Annotated in this window: 13 protein-coding genes; 9 read left to right on the forward strand and 4 right to left on the reverse strand. The window is 42.6% G+C overall.

Annotated features, from left to right (window positions below; genetic code table 11):
* Window positions 1–126: 126 nt before the first annotated feature.
* The 3 genes from ABHV44_RS10810 (at window position 127) to ABHV44_RS10820 (ending at window position 1,808) form a co-directional block, all read left to right on the forward strand.
* Window positions 127–363: a hypothetical protein gene (locus ABHV44_RS10810; protein ID WP_459074703.1), complete on the forward strand. Its 237-nt coding sequence runs from the start codon at window positions 127–129 to the stop codon at window positions 361–363.
* A 73-nt stretch (window positions 364–436) separates the two neighbouring features.
* Window positions 437–1,315, forward strand: a complete 879-nt coding sequence (locus ABHV44_RS10815) for an NmrA family NAD(P)-binding protein (protein WP_459074704.1) — start codon at window positions 437–439, stop codon at window positions 1,313–1,315.
* 10 nt (window positions 1,316–1,325) lie between these two features.
* A complete protein-coding gene (locus tag ABHV44_RS10820) occupies window positions 1,326–1,808 on the forward strand; it encodes a GyrI-like domain-containing protein (RefSeq protein ID WP_459074705.1) in 483 nt (160 codons plus the stop codon).
* Between the two features lie 38 nt (window positions 1,809–1,846).
* Here the strand turns inward: ABHV44_RS10820 and ABHV44_RS10825 are convergent, their stop codons facing one another.
* Window positions 1,847–4,729, reverse strand: a complete 2,883-nt coding sequence (locus ABHV44_RS10825) for a T9SS type B sorting domain-containing protein (protein WP_459074706.1) — start codon at window positions 4,727–4,729, stop codon at window positions 1,847–1,849.
* 271 nt (window positions 4,730–5,000) lie between these two features.
* Window positions 5,001–6,002: a T9SS type A sorting domain-containing protein gene (locus tag ABHV44_RS10830; protein ID WP_459074707.1), complete on the reverse strand. Its 1,002-nt coding sequence runs from the start codon at window positions 6,000–6,002 to the stop codon at window positions 5,001–5,003.
* 194 nt (window positions 6,003–6,196) lie between these two features.
* Between ABHV44_RS10830 and ABHV44_RS10835 the strand changes: the two genes are divergently transcribed.
* Window positions 6,197–7,378, forward strand: a complete 1,182-nt coding sequence (locus ABHV44_RS10835; RefSeq protein WP_459074708.1) for a T9SS type A sorting domain-containing protein — start codon at window positions 6,197–6,199, stop codon at window positions 7,376–7,378.
* A gap of 106 nt (window positions 7,379–7,484) precedes the next feature.
* On the opposite strand, the gene ABHV44_RS10840 is transcribed toward ABHV44_RS10835, so the two are convergent.
* Window positions 7,485–10,928, reverse strand: a complete 3,444-nt coding sequence (locus ABHV44_RS10840) for a T9SS type A sorting domain-containing protein (protein ID WP_459074709.1) — start codon at window positions 10,926–10,928, stop codon at window positions 7,485–7,487.
* Between the two features lie 425 nt (window positions 10,929–11,353).
* Between ABHV44_RS10840 and ABHV44_RS10845 the strand changes: the two genes are divergently transcribed.
* Complete coding sequence (locus ABHV44_RS10845) at window positions 11,354–16,744, forward strand: choice-of-anchor J domain-containing protein (RefSeq protein ID WP_459074710.1); 5,391 nt, start codon at window positions 11,354–11,356, stop codon at window positions 16,742–16,744.
* Between the two features lie 75 nt (window positions 16,745–16,819).
* Complete coding sequence (locus tag ABHV44_RS10850; protein ID WP_459074711.1) at window positions 16,820–17,272, forward strand: SRPBCC family protein; 453 nt, start codon at window positions 16,820–16,822, stop codon at window positions 17,270–17,272.
* 30 nt (window positions 17,273–17,302) lie between these two features.
* Here the strand turns inward: ABHV44_RS10850 and ABHV44_RS10855 are convergent, their stop codons facing one another.
* Window positions 17,303–17,677, reverse strand: coding sequence for a DUF6567 family protein (locus ABHV44_RS10855; RefSeq protein WP_459074712.1), 375 nt, complete (start codon window positions 17,675–17,677; stop codon window positions 17,303–17,305).
* Window positions 17,678–18,054: 377 nt separating this feature from the next.
* Here ABHV44_RS10855 and ABHV44_RS10860 point away from each other — a divergent pair, with 377 nt between their 5' ends.
* The 3 genes from ABHV44_RS10860 to ABHV44_RS10870 all read left to right on the forward strand — a co-directional run bounded on the left by ABHV44_RS10860 (window position 18,055) and on the right by ABHV44_RS10870 (window position 20,136).
* Window positions 18,055–18,777 (forward strand): phospholipase D family protein, encoded by a 723-nt coding sequence (locus tag ABHV44_RS10860; RefSeq protein ID WP_459074713.1) that lies wholly within the window; start codon window positions 18,055–18,057, stop codon window positions 18,775–18,777.
* Between the two features lie 63 nt (window positions 18,778–18,840).
* The gene (locus ABHV44_RS10865) at window positions 18,841–19,413 is read left to right on the forward strand and encodes a DUF7149 domain-containing protein (protein ID WP_459074714.1); all 573 of its coding nucleotides are present in this window, start codon (window positions 18,841–18,843) and stop codon (window positions 19,411–19,413) included.
* 114 nt (window positions 19,414–19,527) lie between these two features.
* Entirely contained in the window at window positions 19,528–20,136 is a 609-nt protein-coding gene (locus tag ABHV44_RS10870) for a DUF4468 domain-containing protein (RefSeq protein ID WP_459074715.1), read from the forward strand.
* The last annotated feature ends 71 nt before the right edge of the window (window positions 20,137–20,207 follow it).

Genomic DNA, 20,207 nt, shown 5'->3' on the forward strand with positions numbered 1-20,207 from the left:
AGATCAAGTCAAAAAACGAAGTAAACAACTTCAAAAAACACAGTTCTTTGATGATCTGAAGATTCTGTTTGAAAAGGACTATTCAAACAATTCAGAACGAAGTTTGATTTATATGAAAACCAGGTTATGACTGATTACACAATAATTTACAAGGACGGCAAAACAGAGCAACTCGAGTGTGCCGGCAAAAAGGAGCTAATTGAGATTCTATTCGATGGCCAGGAAAAATCATTTAAAGACAAGGTATCTTCCTTGAAATGGAGCACCATTTCGATGCGCTACATAGAAGATGTCGAAACCGGAAAGATCGATTCTGAAATAACCAGTGCTGATGTAAACCCTTACGGTTGGCGTGATCATTAAATTCTCGCAAAGGCTTTCGATTCTACAACTATCTTTACCCTGAGATAAAATTGTTATTAGAATTCTGGAGACTATGAAAAACAAGAATGCCTTAATTCTTGGAGCCACGGGAAATGTAGGTAGCGAAGTGATTAAGTCACTGCTTGAATTGAAATCAGAAATTCAGGTGATCGCAGCTGTGAGAGACATTGAAAAGAGCAGAGAACAATTTGATGAAAACCCGAGGCTAGATTTTGTCCGCTTCGATTTTGATGATCAGGAAACTTTTGAGACTGCTCTCAAAGGAGTCGATGTTGTTTTTGTTCTTCGTCCACCACACATTAGCGATGTAAACCGAGTGTTTGCACCACTGATTGACATCATCAGTAAAGTTGGTTCTGGCATTGTTTTTTTGTCAGTGCAGGGAGTAGAGAAAAGCAGCATTATCCCGCACTACAAAATTGAGAAGCTGATAAGGGAGGCTGATATTCCGTACGTCTTTGTTAGGCCGAGCTACTTTATGCAGAATCTCAGTACAACTCTTCTCAGAGATATTCAGGAGAAAAAGAAAATAATTTTACCCGCTGGCCATGCAAAATTTCTCTGGGTTGACACTGCAGATATCGGTAGAGCGAGTGCCGTGCTCATCGATGAGTTTGACAGGTATAAAAACCGGGCATTCGAAATCACAGGTACCGAAAAGCTCAATTTCCATGAAGTTTGTCAGCTGCTGACTGAAGAAACGGGAAGTCGAATAGATTACACACCAGTTAATCCGCTTCGGTTTTATGCGATCAAAAGTAAGGAAGGAATGAAAAGTGGTTTCATCCTGGTAATGATCATGCTTCATTTTTTACCGAGATTTCAAAAGGAGCCCGCAGTAAGTACCAGCGTTTTTGACCTGACAGGCAGAAAGCCCAATCACCTGCGAGAATTTATACAGAGAGAAAAGGCTATTTTTAAGGTCTCTTAAATTCATCGTGATGCCCAACCCCGAGATCGTATTCCTAAAAAAGAGAAAGCTCGTTGGAATAAATATAGAAACTTCTTTTGGCGAGGATCGGACGGCCGAACTTTGGAGTAGTTTCATGCCCAGGAAAAAAGAAATTGAAAATCGCGTGGGTAACGAGTTAATATCCCTTCAGCACTACCCTGCTGATTTTGACTTCCAGCCTCAAACCAAATTCACTAAGTGGGCGCTGGTGAAGGTTTCAAATTTCGATTCAGTTCCCGAAGGGATGAAAACTTTTGAATTGCCCGAAGGCTTGTACGCGACTTACCTTCATAAAGGAACAGCCAGAGAGTTTCAGAGTAATATTATTGAAATTTATACCAAATGGTTGCCAGCGTCAAAGTACGAACTTGACGATCGTCCGCATTTCGAAGTGCTCGGCAAAAACTACAAGGGCTACAATGCCCCAGATTCGGAAGAAGAAGTTTGGATACCGGTGAGGGAGAAGGAATAGACTTGATTGATACAACTCAGTATAGTCGTCTTCATATTTCATCTCACCACAGTAACGTGCCCTCGAACAGTCTCCACCTCGGTGGAAGATTTTTTACTGTACTGAAGGACGTACTGAAAAGTGTCGTTCTGATTGAAGTAGTCTCCGCCCCGGTTGGAACCGTCCCAAAGCGCTTCAGGATCTTTAGAATCGAACACTTTCTGTCCCCAGCGATTGAAAATCATCAGGTGATACTCATCTAGTGGACAGTAAATGACCGGCCTGAAGAACTCATTGTTTCCATCTGAATTGGGCGTAAACGAATTCGGGATGAACACAGGTTCTGAACAAGGGCAGGTTCCTTCGTATTTCACCTCAATAGTTTCTCTGAACGTACACTCAAACATCTCAAATGCGAGCTCATAATTTCCACCCTGGGTGATGCTGAAGCTAGACGATTCGGCAAAGCCATCCCAAATGGGATTCAGCGAATCGCTCACGGACAAAACCAACGTGTCGCCATCGCAAATGGCGTAGTGCGTGTCGAAGTCGAGCGTGTCTTTAGTGTAGTCCACATCGAAATTGACAGAGAAAGAGCAGCCATAGTAGATGTACTGAACCTGATGATTCCCTGCATAGACCTCTACTTCACTTTCAGTGGTTTCCAATCCGTTCACCCAAACTTGTCCGGCAAAACCTGGTGTCTCCACTATGTAAGTCGTTCCTGGACACACTTCCTGATCTTCCACTCCGTACTCTGGAGACTGGATGAGTTCAACCTGAACCGAATCGATCAGGAGACAACCTTGTTCAGAGACCTCCACTACGTAAGTTCCCGCCTCTTCCACTTCTATTTCGCTTCCGGTTTCGCCAATGTTCCAACTTCCATCCATCTCCGGATCAATTAAACCAACCTCTACAGAGCTCCCATCACAAATGGTCAGTTCCGTAGGATCAATCAGGTTTTGAGTGGCCAGGGAAATTTCGAACTCGTAGTCAAAAGTGCAGTCTTCAATAGTTACTTCCAACCAGTGCAATCCGGTTGCTGAATAATAAGACTGTGGCTCATCACCACCGTTGTTCCACTCGAAGTTGTAACCCGGATCCAATTCGGAGTTCACCAAAATTGAATCAGCCGGACTGCACAATAACAGGGCGTTGCCAAGATCCACTTCGGGTTCTTCGATGACCTCAATCTCAATAGAGTCCTGGGCAAAACAAGAATCGATTTCGGCCTCAACCCAGTAACTGCCCGACTCAGAAAGACTGGGATCAAAATTTTCACCACTCATCCACTCCAGTGAATTGTAATTTCCCTGTGGTACTATCTCATATTCCTCACCTTCACAGAGAAACTGATCTGGTCCAAGATCTATCGTTGGTGTGGTGATGCTGACAAAAATGCTATCCGTGAATACGGATCCGTTGATTTCTGCATCTACCCAGTACCAACCTTCAGCATCAGGAACGATTTCAGGAGTAGTTTCATTAGTAGACCAGAGGTAGTTGTCGAAATCCAGATCCACAGTTTCGATAGTGTCTGGCGCGTTAAAACAAATGTCTATTGAATCAGGCTCAATAACATTCACTTCGCTGACACATAAGCTTGAATTTAGTACCGTGTCCTGGGCATAGCTACCCACTACAAAGTTTGTGAAGTTGAAGGCCGGCTCCAGGTCAATCTCGTTGTTGAGCACGTTGATATCCACTGCCTGGCAGGTAGGCTCAAATTCGCCACAAGTATTTTCCTGATTTGGACCAACGTGAGTAACGCGAATTTCAGAGTTTCCACTGCCATCACCTGCAAAGGTCGTATAGCCAACCTGCACTAATTCTCCAGTGGATTCGATGATTAGATTTTCTCGTTCAGGGTAAACGTAATCATCCGAAGAATCATTGATAGCTTTTTTCCAGAGCAAGTCGCCATCGATGAGATCAAATGACATCACAACAATGTGGTTGGGTTGATCGGCAAAACCATCGGCATAGCCACTGATAACAATCTTGTTGTTGATATACTTCATATCCACAGGTGTTTCATCACCTGCCATCAAAATCTCTTTTGCCCAAATCGTCTCTCCATCTTCATCAACCCGCACCAAAATAAAATTTCTCTCACCCGAATTTTCTGCTCCTGTTGCTCCAAAAACGACATACGAATTAGGCGCTGTCATAATTGTTTTTGGTGTGAAGTTCGATCCGTACTCCAGTTTTCTGAGCCAGTCAGGAGTACCGTCCAGACTATACCTTCCAATTCCTGCGGCAAAATCAACTCCAACATGATCGCTAGTCATTTTCCCGGTTGAGATAAGGCTCTGACTGCCTCCGTTGCTCAAGGTAGAAATGCTTTGCAACATCGAGGTACCGTAGGACCTTGACCAATTAGTACTGCCGTTTAATCCTGTTTGAATAATGAAATAGTCACTCCAGTCTTCATTAATACCCTGATAGGCCAACCCTCCGAGATAAAGCGCATCGTCAATTCTCGTCATGGTAATTCCTTTCTCCGAAACAGCGCCATCCGTTGTAGCCGTGTATCGATTCGAAAACACCACTTCTCCCTGCTGATTGATTCGAATTAAGTACGCACCAGACCAGGTATTACTGGCACTTGCTGAAGTCGATTGCCCGATAACAAAAATCCCACCTTCTCCGTCTGTAACCGCACTCCTGGCCGTTTCGATGTTTCCATTTACTCCAAAAAACTTACTCCATAGAAGCTCTCCCTCGGGCGAGTGTTTGATCACTAAAATATCTTCGTCAGTTTCATTAAATGCTGAACCAACAATGAAAACTTCGTTATCCAGGTTTTTGATGACCGAGGCAATTTCGAAGGTTCCATTGCCACCGTATCCAAAGGTTCCGATGATTTGAGAAAAACCGCTAAAGCTAAACAATGATGCCGCGATGAATATCAGCAACCTGACAGCCTGGTTGTACATTCTGCGAGAACTTGCTCCAATCTGTTTTGCAGATTGAGACCGATCAAACTTATATTTTCCTTTCAATAATCTCACCTAGTGCTGAAGACCAAATTTTTCTATGGGTAGTTGCAGTATACAAGTTAACCACAAAAATCACTATAGCACAAATATTTACAGGTGTATCGGAAGGGAAAAGACTTTAATAATTTCAGTTCTATATGGCGTGTAAGCATGACAAAGCCAGAGAGTGAGTCTCACCAGTAATTACTCAATCTGAAAATTGGGGCCACTAGCGGACTACCAACTTTTCAGACTGACTTGTTGTACCGGTGTGCCAGGTAATGAAATACACTCCAGGCTCAAGATTAGAAATATCCAACGATCTCTCTTCTTCGAGTTTTACTTTCATAACGATTTGTCCGAACGAGTTGTAGACTGAAGCCGTCTGACCTTCGTTTTTCACGTTTCGAAAAGTAATCTGATCACTTGCAGGGTTTGGATAAACCGAAATGTCATTTTGATTAGCTAGTTCGAATTCTGAAACATTGACCTCATTTGGATCAATGTAGGTAACCCTTCTCAATTGCGTGAAGCCACCTGTTGAAAAAGATGTGTATGATCCAACCTGAGCTGCTGTGTTTTGGTGATACCAAATGAACAAGGTATCTGTATAATCGAAAACCGGAGTTCCCATATACTCATCCGAATAAGTGTAAATAGCTTTTACTCTAACAACATTTTCAATATTCAAATCTGGAGTTTGAAGGTTTCCGTAACCATCTACTTCTACTTCAATTTCACCAGATCGATCGAAGACTTGACCGTTGGTGAGGTTTTCAACTGTAGCTGAGAAAGTCCCGTTATAAGTGTCACCATATTCAAAAGGGAATTGCAGTATCTCTCTTGGATCGTTATAGGTGATACGACCCTGACCTTCAATAAATTGACCTTCAAGCGAATAACCATCAGCATCTGCCTTATAATAATTTTGGCTGTCTTGGCCTCCCTGAGAAATATTCTCTACTAGATTGGCATCTGGAAAGTTGGATCCTTCGTCCTCATCTGCCGGGTTAGTGTATATCGATGGGACAGATAATTCAGGAGTAGTAGTCAAATCCCAAGATTGGTTGGCTCCCTCATTATAAATATCTGTCTGACTCATGTCAGTAGAATAATAATAAAGATACTCCTCGCCTTGTGCAGGCACATGATTATCAGAAGTTAGAGGAAACTGTGCGAATGAAGCAGACGCAAAAATTGAAAGTAATAATGTTAGGTAAGATCTTTTCATAGCTTGGTTTTGATTAATTAATAAGTGGGACGAATGTAATAAAAATGTTGATAATTGGCCAGTATGGATAGCTGGAAGGGACAATAGAATCGATGAATGACCTATTAATCAATCAATAATGCCTTCTCTAAGACTTTACAATAAATCAATTGAAAACTCATTTAGTAAGAAGCCTTTTCACGAAAACACCAATAATGAAAACTGTTTCTATTTCTGTATTCTTATTAGTCCTTTCAACCCAACTCGGAGCTCAATCCGAAAAACCCATCCTCGTCTTCGACCTCGAAGCAGAAACTGTAGATTCAATTACCAACATCGGATATGATGAGAACCTGACAAGCGGCACTACCAATTTTTTTGTCGGCAATTATTTTCCCGAAATTGAACAGCTTGAACTCTCACTTCCAACAGAAGAGGTTTATCCCGGAAGTCAATATACCCTCAAGCAAAAAGTTTCAGATTTCTACGATGTAGAGAATTATCCAAATCGAACAACCATAAAGCTCTTTCAGGAAATTGATGGAGAACTGATATCACATTGCTCAGGCAGCATGATTAGCAGAAGACATGTGCTCACAGCCACACATTGCCTGGCCAACTCACCGAGCAACGAGTTATTCGTAGAGAGGCTTTTTGCCAGTCCGGCTTTCGATAACGGAAGCTTTCCATGGCTTCCTGGCAGTTATGTGAAAAAGATCTACTTTTTCCGGGACTGGGACATCGCATCCGAAGACTTTGCAATTCTCGAACTTGAGGAGCCCATTGGCGATGAAGTGGGTTGGATTTCCATTGGATTTGATGAGGATGATGACGCTTTAGAAAGTCACACATTCTACAAGTTTTCCTACCCCAATGCCAGTGTACCCTGGGATTCAAACGAGTATAATGGCGACACTTTGTATTTCAGCTATGGAGCGATCTCAGAAGCTTCTGAATTGCATATTATAATTGAAGGGTCCAACGGAATCCCTGGCGAAAGTGGAAGCTCAATTATACATGTTGAGAACGAAGAGACCTACACCTCATACGGAACTCTAACCTTCGCGACTAACCAGAGACACAGCCGCTTCAGGAACTACCATTTTCACGCCTTCGAGCAAATTATCGAAGACGACCTTGAAGTTTCCATTAACCCTGTCACTGCCGAAGCTGAAGAAGTCATCCTCTACCCCAACCCGACAAATGGCAGGTTATCTATCGAGTGCCCGTCAATAATTACTTCGCTTAAGGTGCTCGACCTCACTGGTCGTTTAATTCGAGAGTTAGATCCAAAAGCCAATCAGATCAATCTTTCCGATTTGCCAGTTGGGACTTATGTTTTGCAGATTGAGACAGAGGACCTTGTGGTAAATAAAAAGATCATATTAAGAGATTGAGATTTTAAGAACATCCCCAAAACGCAAATGCCCCCTAAATTAATAGGAGGCATTCTCTGAGAATTCCATTTCGATCTAACTATAGTTGATAACGATTGAATCGACTTTAATTCTTAATAATTCGCTTTGAATAAGAATCACTTTTTGATCTTACAATCACATTGTAAATTCCATCGGTTTGATCGCTTATATCTATCTCCACTCTGTCTGACGAACTTGTGAGCCTCCTGGACATCTCCTGTACCAGCTTCCCTGAGCCATCGTAAACCTGGATATCTAAATCACCGATAAGCTTGTTTCCTCGTAAGTAAAATCTATCTGAAGATGGATTTGGGTAGATGCTGATAGATGGCTCCTCTGCGTATTCTTCCACTTCAGAAATAATGTCTGTTTGGAAATTGAAATAGTGCCTGATCTCTTTACCGAAGTCGCGTTCAAAAAACTCGAAGAACAATCCACCGACTTTTTTCAACCTTACATAACCAGATCCGTCATTGTTGGCAAAGAAGCTCAAACCATCGTCACCAGAATCTTCAATGTGCAGGAAGTAGCAACCAGCGTTCAACGTCAAGGTATCTTTGTACTCAAAGTTCGCCTGGGTGTAGTCGCTTGTCCAGATTGTGGTTCCGTCAATTGTTTTGAGGGTCACGTCTGTTTCTGAAGGGATGTTATTGGTTTTCGTAATTACAATAATTCTGTTGTCGTCTTCATCCTCATCGTAGGCATAAGTGGGTGGTCTCACAAAATGAGATGAGTTGTAGTTGTTACTCTGATTTTCGTCTACTGTGCCATTTGGAGCAGAAAGCTGCACTTCGAAAGTGAGCATTTCTTCGTTGTCTCCCCAATAAAACTCATCTGTTTCATCGTAGGTCAGTGTGATCACTTCACTTTCCATAAACTCGAGGTCTCCAGTCCAATTGTAAGTCTGCATTTGTCCGTTGACCCCATATTCGATATCAAGAGACGTCAAAGGCTCTGAGCCCTGATTGGTAATTCTAATCATTGGGTTGTCGCAAATAGGATTCACCCGGCTGTTGATTTTAAAGTCTGATGGTGAGATAATTTCGGTCATGTCTACATCCACAGCATGATTGATTTCTCCGTAAGAAATGAGCTGTGCCATGAGCCAGTAATTTCCGTACGGGTCGTAGTCGATGTCATATTCAAGAGTAAACTCATTTCCTTCGATAAACGGAGTCAACTCGAACTCTCGTGTGGTAACAGGAGCACCGGGACACCAACCTGCGCGGTCATAAATCCAGGTTCCTCCTTGTGGGTAAAGGGGATTGTCCGCACATTCCTGAATCATTTGCCAGCTGTATTCGTTGTTTCCGTTGACTTTCAAGTCGTGGGTATTGAAGCAAAATTCTGCACAGTTGTTTCCCTGACCGAAGAAGTGACCCGATGTAGTGGCTCGCAGTTTAAACATCTCATCACCTTCGTTCACAGTGAAAGACTTTTCTGGCACGTTGTCGTTCCAGATAGACAGTTGGTAGTTGCCGGCCCAAACGTTTTGAACACTTTTGACATCCCTCGGTGGTGTTCCTTCGATGAATAAAAACTTGAGATCCAACAATTCTTGCCAGTTTCCTGCCTCTAGCTCCACTTCTCCGCGAAGCAATGGCTCAAAATCCGTAACGTCATACACCCAGGTCCAACCATCTTCCATATCGAGGTTAATACCATAAGGAGTAATAAATCTGCCGAGTTCAATTCTGTTAATCACCTCAAAAGGAGGAGAGAAATAATTGAGTGTGTCGTTCACGTATATCAGAGGCTCCGACATGCTGTTGGAAACAGAGTTGATTACATCACCATTCACATCGTATTCATTGGAAAAACCAACCGGATAAAGTGACTCAGTGCTTACGACCTCTAACTGATTGCCGTTTACTCCGTATTCAACAACTGATATCGGAGGCAATTCTTCGATTACCTGATAATTCACTGTAGCTTCTGTAGTTTCGTATTCTCCTGAAAACAGAGAAAGCCAGGGTTTAACGGTTACCTCTTCTGATCCGTTCAACTCTTCTCCGGAGTAGTTGAGCAAAGCGGCATTGCCAACCGCCAATCCGTGTAGTTCACCTGCGGAATTGGTTACAGGCTCTCCGTAAACGTCCTCAAATTCAAAGTATGCCAATAGGTTTTCTGACTGAGGAAGCGTTCCTGAGTATGATGAATTCATGTATTCCTGAATTTCAGAAACTGTCAATTCCTTATCGAGAATAAAAAAGTCGTCCATGCCACCTCGGTAGTAATTGACTCCGGAAGCGGCAGAACCAATCACAAACTGTGTGATGCCGGCCATTGAATTATCCTTGTCTGCTCCGAACAACCACTCTTCGCCATTCAAGAAAATTCGCATCTCGCCAGTAGTCGTATTCTTTGTGAAAGCCCAGTGATTCCACTGACCTTCGTATTCCGACTCTGACGCTTGAGCGTTAATTCGATCGTATCCGCCTTCATTTCCGGCATCCCAGTAAACCTGACCATTCCCCCAGGGATTGTGCACATTCAAAACTCTGTCGTTGTTGGCATTCACGCCTTCGAAAGTGCTCGAATTTTCAGGTTGAAATTCAGGGGTTCCGTAGAGCCAGTAACCTATGGTTATTTCCTCATCCACACCTTCAAACAAGGATGCCGGAATCTGAACCTGGTCCTGCCCATCGAGCAGGATGTATTGGTTATCTCCGTCTGATGCCTGAAACGAATTGCCTTCTTGAGCTCCTAAAATTTGGAACCCAGCAGAAGCAGAATCGAATGAGATTTCCATGAGCAACCCTGAAGTGTTGTCCCATTCGATAGTATTGTCTAAAAAAATGTCTGTTTGTCCGGAAGTGAAAGAAAAGGCAGGGTGAAAAAACACTTCTACCAGGTCTTCGTCTACCAATTCGATTGGAGCTTCGTCCATCCAGGAGACTTTTAGACTAAAGTTGCTCAACTCAGCCTCACCATCGAGCATCAGACTGATTTTCTGAATTTCATTTTGTAGTCCGGCTGTTGTTAGTTCATCGGCAGAATAATAAAACTGTACTTTGGCAGGAATGCCAGAACTCAAGTCCAGCGCCTGAGTCATGTCGCTGTTGATCGAGTATTCGGCTTCGGAAATCACATTGGAGACCACCGTTTCCGAAAACTCGTAATTATAGGTGTTGACTAGCGGAATCTCAGAAAACTCCATCTCCTCAAAGTCCATGTTGTTGGCCAGGTACAGCGGGTGCTGAAGGGCATTGGAGTCCAACGCTCCGGTGTGTTCATAGAGGTAGGTATGCGTGGTGTAATCCCACTCTCCACAAGGGAAGCCGAGTCCACCGGCAGTGCCGTCTTCAAAACACTTGAGTGTGTAGTACATCAGTATTTTTTGATACTCGGTACCGTCATCCTCCGGGAAATCGAACCACCTTCTGCCGGGAGAATCGTATGCGGTTTCGGGATTATTTTGTTCCTCGAAGGTGTAAGTCTGAACGACCACGGTATCCCCCTGAGCCAGCACTGGCAGGCTAAAAAGGGTCAGGAAAAAGGTTGCGATGCAAAAGGTAAGTTGTCTCATAATAGTTGGTTAAAAGGCTATTGGAGCTAAACTAATGCATTACGGCCAAATCTTCGCCAGCAAACTCAGTAAAATAATTGCTTTCCAACAGATTAAAAATACGCTAGTCTTAAGTACTTACTTTTTGAAGGTCGAATTTGTAGATCAGTGACAAAAAGATCTATAGCTCATAAAATTCCTTTCTAGACCTCATCTGTTGTTTGTGTCTGCCATCTCTTTTGAATTTATTATTTTGCGGAGATTTATAAAAAGACCTTAACATGAACCTATACCATTTAGCTTCAAAGAACATTTTTACCCTCCTTTTTTTCACAATATTTTACTTGGCTACTTTAAGCGGGAATGCTCAATTAGCACCTTCAACTGTTGATCCGGAGGAGAGTTTCTTTCCAGTTTTTTCAGAGATTCTATCAAATGGTTCATCAATGAATTGCGATCCTTTTGAACTGCCTGTGGATCTAACTCTTCTTATCGATGAAGAGCCAAATTGCTGGGAAACGTTTTATGGGGGATATCCGGAAATTGGCCCCTCTTATAATTCTTATACCGATTGGGATTTTGTTTGGTCTGGATCGTCACCTGCTTATTGTCTCTCAATTGATCAGACTGGTGTAAATGATTGGTCCTTCAGTCCATCTATCCAGGTCCCAAATGAACCGTCAGAAATACTGTTTGAATTTAGGATGTCTTTACACGATTCACAGTACCCATATTGGCCTATTGGTGCCGGTGATTTGGATGGAAATGATGAAGTTCAACTTCTAATCACAACTGATGAAGGTGAAAATTTTGAGACTCTGGCTTCCTGGACTGAATCTTCCGAATTTGTATTGGGTTGGGAAGATTATAAACTCAGTTTAAATGATTATCAAGGACAAGAAATTCAGATTGTCTTTTGGGCTACAGATGGTGAAATAGCCGCAGACACTGTTGAAAACACTGTTTGCTTTAAAAATGTCATTGTAAGACAGTCTCCAGAGTGTCCCACTCCAGAAGATCTTTCAGTCTCCTATATCACAAACAACTCTGCTAAAATCAGTTGGACTCCCAGCGATACTGCTTCAGTTAGTGTAGTCCAATATGGACCAGTAGGGTTCAACCCAGATAGCCTGGAAGGCGAGTCGTTTTCCACTTCTGAATCTCAGAATGTGCTTATTTCAGATTTATCGGAAGAGACCGTTTATCACGTCTATGTTAAAGCCGATTGTGAAAACTCTTTCGAGTCAGAGTGGATTGGTCCTCTAGAGTTCACTACAAACTGTGAATTCGGTGGTGCAGATGTTGTTTTCTGTGAAGGATTCGAAACAGGAGTACCAGGGAGTATGACACATGTTATGGTCGAAGGATATAGCTCCTGGATTGCCGTGGAAAATTCCAACCTCCCAAATTTTTACCCATATGATGGCCAGTTTTCAGCTTCATTTGGAGGTGCTTCTGATTATATTGCAGCTCTTGAATCGCCAACTTTCGATGGTCTGGGTGGAGGATCGTTGCAGTTGTCTTTTAACCATACTAACACGAGGAATTATTGGAATGAAACCAATGCATTTGCAATTGAAGTTTCTAATGATGATGGGGCTAGTTGGATACCAGTTGATTCCATTAATGAATTATTGATTTATGAATGGGAGCTGGCAATTTATAACCTGGACGATTTTATAACTCCCTCTGAAACAATGAAGGTTAGATTTATCGCAACCGGGGTTTCAAGTAGCCAAACCATGCTTGATAATATTTTCGTGTCAAGAACTGACTGTATTGAATCAGATAATCTTGACATTGGCCACCCTGATTACGATTCAATTGAAATGTCTTATCTACCTGAAGAAGACACAAACTGGAGCATCGTTTATGGCCCGGAGGGATTTGATCCTGCTGTTGATAGTGGAACAACAATCAACCCTATTCTTTCCAATATAGCGACATTGGAAAATCTTGAGCAGAGCACCGACTATTCAGTTTATTACCAGAAAAATTGTGAAGGAGTGGAATCAAACTCCTGGTCTGGCCCAATAAACTTTAGTACACTATGTGAGCCTGTCACGGTAGGTTTCACGGAAAATTTTGAAGAATCACTTCCTTCCTGTTGGAGAGAGGGAGAAAATGGCAACTTGAATAATGGACCTGAGCATTTGATGTTTTCGAAATGGAACCACACTTCTTCTAACGGACATGGCCAGGAAGCTTCTATATCCCAAAATGATGAAGGAAGTAATTGGCTACTAAGCCCATTCATTGACCTTTCAGGAGGTGATTACCAGGCTGAATTCCACCTCGAGGTATTTGAAACGAATATAAACTCTGCCCAGAGGCTTTCCGAAGGTGACACGCTTCAGTTTTTAGTCTCATTAGAAGGTTCAGAAAACTGGGTTTCACTTGGACATATTAATCATACATACATATCACCAATTGGAGGTGAGGTTATCACCGTTGACTTGTCCAGTTATACCGGAAATGTTCTTGAATTTGCTTTCAGGGTTGTATCGGATGATTATGAAGACCCGGAGGTTTATTCGTACAAAATAAAACTATCCAGTTTCGAAATCACAAATGTCCCCACCTGTCCGAATCCTGAAGATCTAACATTAATCAATTATACAGACTCAACAGCTTCTATCTCTTGGCTCCCTACTGGAGAAGAAGCACAATGGAATTTGAGGTACGGTGAGCCAGGTTTCGAGCCGACCGAGAATGAAGGGACACTCATTGATGTGGCAGACGATCCAACTACAGAAATTTCAGATCTGAGCTCGAGCACTATTTACGAAGTTTACGTACAAGCTGAATGCATTGAAGGAGAGGATCTTTCTGAATGGGTTGGGCCTATTGAACTTCATACTTCCTGTTCGACAATTACTCCGGAATATCTCGAAGGATTTGGCATTGGTCCCCAGGCTGAATTCCCAGAGTGTTGGCAACAAGCGACAGGTACTTTAGAGCATCCCATAGATTGGGGAAGTTCGGATTGGGACCTCAATACTCTCAACTCTGCAGGGATTGAACCCAATACGCTTATTTCAGTTTTCGATGAGTATAATAAAGTGAACTGGGCGATTTCTCCGAGCATTCACTTGTCTTCGGAGTCTTTGTACCAATTAGATTTTGTGCTTCTTCTCTTAGATATTAATGGTCCATACGCTGACCCACACTATATAACTGGCAACAATACATTGAGATGTATGATTTCTGGTGATAATGGTGAAACCTGGGATTTATTAAGACTATGGGATAATAGTTATCAGTCTCAGCATGGTGCAGAGATTTTGAATTTTGACTTGTCCGAGTATCAGGGTGATACAGTAAGGATTGCATTTTTGAGTGAAGAAAATGGTGGTTCACCAACACAGGTCCGCATCGATAACTTTCATGTGCACGAGTTAAATTGTCTAGCCCCTACCTCTATTGGAACTTCTTCAGTTGAATGGGATTCGGCTCAGGTTTCATGGATGCCCGAAGGAGACGAAACAGCCTGGAACATTCAGGTTGTCGAGGAGGGCCAGGATCCGGAGCTAAATAATGGCGACATCTATAACGTTGAATCGGATACAACATTCACAGTATCTAACCTCCAGCCCACAACAGATTACCAGGTCTACGTTCAGGCAGTCTGTGGAGCAGAAGATAATTCGCCATGGCTCAATAGTAACTATTTCACCACACCTGTCTCTTGTCCTGCGCCATCTAATTTGACTCTCGAGAGCTTTACTGAAGAACACATGGAAGTATCTTGGACTCCAGGTGGAGAAGAATCCAATTGGGAGGTACTCATTGCATCTGGATATTTTAATCCAGATGATGATTTCTTTCAAACTGTCGAAACGACTTCTAATTCAAATGTTCTAATTGAACCCAACTACACCCAATATGACTATTACTCTATATATGTAAGAGCGGTTTGCGATTGGAATGGTGACGAAGTTTCGGAGGTTTCACAAAGGATCGAAGCTGCAATTAACTATCCAGCTCTTGCACCAGATTACTTTAACGATTTTCAAGGGGAGCCCGACTCTGTATTTCAATACTGGCGAGAAGCGGATTGGGGCATACCATCAGAAGGTCCTGTAGGCTTCAACTCTGACAATGTGCCCTGGTTTCTTGGAAATAATTATGCGGAAGAAGAAAGTGATATCTCAATTAAAAAATACATGTCGAGCGGTACAGATGAGGCGACCGAAGACTGGCTTCTAAGTCCTCTTTTTGAGCTCAGCCCGGACACTGAATATGAAGTTGAATTTGATATATCATTTGTAGAGCAAGATTTTTTCGGTATGAGTCCGGGTGGGCCAGCAATTGTTGATGATTTTAATTTCATGATTTCCGATGATTACGGAGCTACCTGGGACACATTGGGAATTTGGGCATATGCTTACGAGTCTCCTTATGGCGGTGAGCACGTCACTTTTTCATTAGAAGATTATGCTGGTTCAACAGTACAAATGGCCTTTTGGGCAAATAGAAGTTTTCTCGGAGCTTCAGCAGATATTATTGTTTACATAGACGATTTCGAACTTGGAGCAACACCGGTCTGCCTTCCTCCTTCTGAAATCACCCTGGAAAATATAACTCCGGATGCTGCTAATATTTCGTGGGTTGAAAACAACAGCGCACAGACCTGGAACATTAGGTATGGCGAACCTGGCTTTGACCCCGAGACTTCCGAAGGTCAAATCGTTTATGCTGATTCGAACAATGACTTCCTTCTAAACTCTCTGGAAGATACGACTACTTATGAAGTTTATGTCAGGTCAATGTGCTCCGAGGACAACCTGGTATCAACTTATGCTGGCCCAGTTACCTTCACAACCACTTATCAAGTCGGTTCACAAGACCTGCCCTGGGATGACGGTTTTGACGATCTCGAAATTCCTGACCTGCCAGATGGCTGGTCAGTAGGTGATGAAAATGGCGACAGCCTCACCTGGCAGTCGGACGATCAATTTAGGATGGTTGGAGCCACAGGACTTTACATCAGTGGATCACCCGATCAGCCGCTGGACGATTGGATTTTTACTCCTCAGTTGCAACTTGAAGAAGATTTGAGCTATGCGCTCTCCTTTTATTACCAGGGCGGTGGCGAAGGCATTGAAGAAAATCTCGAAGTGCTTTACGGTGGAATGGCCGAAGCCGAAGGAATGGAAATCGAGCTGATTGACCTACAGGGAATTTCGAACACAGAGTATCAACTCGCTCTTGTCAACTTCTCAGTAGATGCTGACGGCCTTTACTTTATTGGCTTCCACGGTTACAGCGATGCCGGTTCGGCTTACATCGCCATTGACGATGTGAGGCTTGACGTCTGCATGGCCAATGCGGAATTCAGCTACGATACGGATACGCTATGCACAGATGATGGTGTTGTAATTCCTTCCATCGAAATGGTTGGTGGCACTTTCACAGCTCAGGCTGGGCTTGACATTAATACTCAAACCGGTGAGATCGATCCGTCCAACAGCGAGATCGGCAGCTATGATGTGTCGTACTTCATAGAAGAGGACAGTCTCTGTTTTGATGGTCAAACGAATACTATCATTATCGATGCTTGCGCAGGCTTAGAAGAATACTCTGAGAGTAGCTCTGTTAGAGTTTACCCGAATCCAGCAGAAGACATCATTCGTGTGGATTTGCGAAACATCCACTTCACCAGCGATGTCAAACTCGAACTACTCGATGTAGCGGGAAAAGTATTGAAGACTGAAAGAGTTGATAAGCCAGTAGTGGTAGTCCTCGAAATTGAAGACGTGAACACAGGACTTTACCTGATTCGAATCTCAACGGGTGAACAAGTGATCACCAGAAGAATTGTAGTGAATAAATAGAATGACCTGAAAAGAACTTAACTGAACCCCGCTCTGGTAATTCCATTGCGGGGTTTATTTTTAAAATCAAAAGCTTTGCCCCTCATAAAACTCTGCACAGAAATAGCCGCATCGCAAGAAAAAGTGTTCGACCTTGCTCGCAGCATCGATCTGCACAAAAAGTCGATGGAGCACACCGCAGAAGAAGCCATTGCAGGCAGAACCAGCGGTCTCATTGAAATGGGCGAAACGGTGACCTGGCGGGCACGGCATTTTGGAGTAATGCAAACACTGACTTCCAAGGTCACCGGATTTGAGCGTCCCTCCTACTTTGCCGATGAAATGGTGAAAGGCGCTTTCAAAAGCTTTAGGCACGAGCATTACTTCGAGCCCACCGAAACCGGAACTCTACTCATCGATCACTTTTACTACACCTCACCACTGGGGGTTTTGGGAAAACTAGCCGACTGGCTTTTCCTGAAAAAATATATGACCCGGTTGCTGGTAAGGAGGAATAAGACTATTTGTGAATTAGCTGAGAACGACTGATTCCTTGAATCAACTTTTCATGTGGATTTGCTAATCCGTAAATTCTATAACAAAACCGCTAACCGTTACAGTTCTTTTGTAGAAAAGAGGTACAAAAAGCGACCTGTGACTTTCCACTGTAGTATTAATAATTGCCCTTGGCTTATCTACTAAATCGGCTTCCTCGAGCATTTTAGATCGTGCGTTTTCAATAAGCGCACGCTGAGATAATCCACCTAAGCCAAAGAGGTATGTAGCCGAAGACTCACCTTTCACTTTTGCAACTACTTTGAAATTGTTTTGGCCCAGGTCGACCCGGGTAATATTGTTGTTTTGCTGGCTGACTACCGCGGAGTGAAAACCGCAACCAGAAGCCAGCGCTACAATCACAAACAAAATTGAAAGAAGATGTAATGACTTTTTCATAATTCGGAATTTTGGAATGCTAAAAGTGCTAAATGATTAATCGATAATACGAAAAATTCTGCAGGCTGCGGTGAATGCTGAAGTCCGTAAGTATTTAGTTAAATCTCAAACTCTCCTTCGACCACTTCCATGGAGTTGTTAATCTGTGGTTTTCACGTAAGCTGGCTTTTCCTCAAAAAATATATGTCCCGGCTGCTGGAAATGAGGTATGAATTGCTCAAAAGAAGTACGGAAGAAGCACTTCGGAATGAACAGCAACTCTATTCTTCGGCAGATCAGCAACTTCCAAATGCTACTAAAAATATTTCCAATTTTCCTACAACCAGTTTTCTCGGATTATTCAATTTTAGCCGCTCAAAACACTTACCAGACTTGAGATGGCAGAATTTTGCACTACTAAGAGAATAGCGTATCACCTCGAAGATATTATCATTGAAGCAAAGAAAAAGCTTGTGCTTGTCTCACCCTACTTAAAGCTTTCAGAAGCTTTTCTGGAAAGGTTGATTGATGCCGATAGTAATAACATCGATATCAAAATAGTCTATGGGAAAGACGAACTCAAAAGTGCTGAAAGAAATAAGCTGAGTAAGCTCAAGAACCTTGAACTTTACTTCTGTAAGAACCTCCATGCAAAATGCTATCTCAATGAATTTGAAATGGTCATCACTTCCATGAATTTCTATGATTACTCAGAAATGAATAATCGCGAGATGGGAATCTACCTCACCAGAAAAGATGACACAGAACTTTTCATGAGAACAGCAAAAGAGGTGAAATCAATTTTGAACTCATCGAGCCTGAAAACTTTAAAGAGCACCGCTAAAAAAAGCTCTACTCAAAAGACACAAAAATTCACCCTGAAGAAAAAGTTCAATGAAGGACATTGCATCCGTTGCCTGATTTCCATTCCATTCAACGAGTATCAACCGCTTTGTCCGGGTTGTTATGATATCTGGTCTTATTTCGAAAACGAAAACTACAGAGAAGACTACTGCCACCGCTGCGGTAAACAACGTGAAACAACTAAAAAACGGCCATTTTGCTACGATTGTGAAGTGAAACTTGGCAAACACCAAGACAAGGCACCTTCTGGTTGGTGACCTTTTGTAATGTTTAAAGTCAAAACTTTAAATTAGCGCAAAAGCAAACACTCGACCTCTTTAATGCAACTAACCAAACTGAAACCCCGGAAAGCACTCAACAAGGCTTTCCTGAAAGTGAAGCCGAACAGAAGCGACATCGAAGGCTTTAAGGATAACCTGATCAAGTTGCTCGACAGAGCCAATGATCAGGAGTCTGAAGAATTTCACAAAAACCTGGTTTCCGATTTTCTTAAGCAGACTTACTATCGCGACCAGCATTTCATCAATACCAAAGGCCGCAATGATCTGGTGATCCACAACGGCAAAAACGCCAAGAGTTCTGTTGGCGTGGTCATCGAAGCCAAGAAGCCGACCAACAAAAGCGAGATGGTTCGCGAAGACAAAATCAACACCAAGGCTTTCCACGAACTGGTGCTCTACTACCTGCGCGAAAGAATCACAGCCAACAACCTCGAAATAAAATACCTTGTTGCCACCAATCAATACGAGTGGTTCATTTTCGATGCAAACGTGTTTGAGAAAGCTTTTGCCAGCAACAAAAGGCTGGTGAAACAATTCGAAGATTTTGAAGCCGGCAGACTAGCAGGGAACTCTTCCCCCCGCTGGCGCAAGTTTTCAACTTGTGCCCGCTGACTCAACCTTCCCCCCTGCTGGCGCAAGTTTTCAACTTGTGCCTTCAAAGAATACAGACCTGACACTATGCTTTATCGATTTTTTGTAGCTTTCCCTTCAGAAAACCAAAACATTATGAAACTAACAATTACATTTCTTACTCTACTTTTCACCAATTTTCTTTTCTCTCAAAATCCACCAGTCGAAATTGCCGTTCCTTACGATTCAACTGAAGGGAAGTATCAGTATCAAGAGGTTGTTGAGCTTGAAGGCCTATCAACCGAACAATTCTATAAAAATGCCAAGGAATGGCTGGAGGAGAAGTATGTTGAAACCGATTTATTGAGGGATGAAGAGAACACGATTATCATTGATGAGGGTTATTTTAATATTGTTTGGGTCATGGATTTTGGGCAGTCATTCTCAGAGCTTGAGGTTTCAAAAGAGATTAAACTTACTTTCAATCTGAAATTAGAATTTAAAGATGGAAGATATCGCTACACAATTACTGATATGAGAAGTGGTGAGTACGGTGAAGTTACTCTAGAAGGGCTTGTTACCTCCTCCTACGATCAGGTTAACCAAGACATTCCGGGTTTATCTAAAAGACAACAGAGAAAAGTGCTCGAAGGACAGATTAAAAACCTGGAGGAGCTAGGTCGAATAATGGATGAAAAGTTCCAATCTGAGATAGCCGAAATGAAAAAGGCTATTAAAGAGGGAACTGACGAAGATGATTGGTAATCCCACGCAGCCATAAGGTTCTAACTTATTCCTGCCAGCTACCACAACTTTCCAACTTGTGCCTTTCCAAC

This window comes from Halocola ammonii (assembly GCF_049334165.1).
Lineage (GTDB): Bacteria > Bacteroidota > Bacteroidia > Flavobacteriales_D > Sanyastnellaceae > JBEGHD01.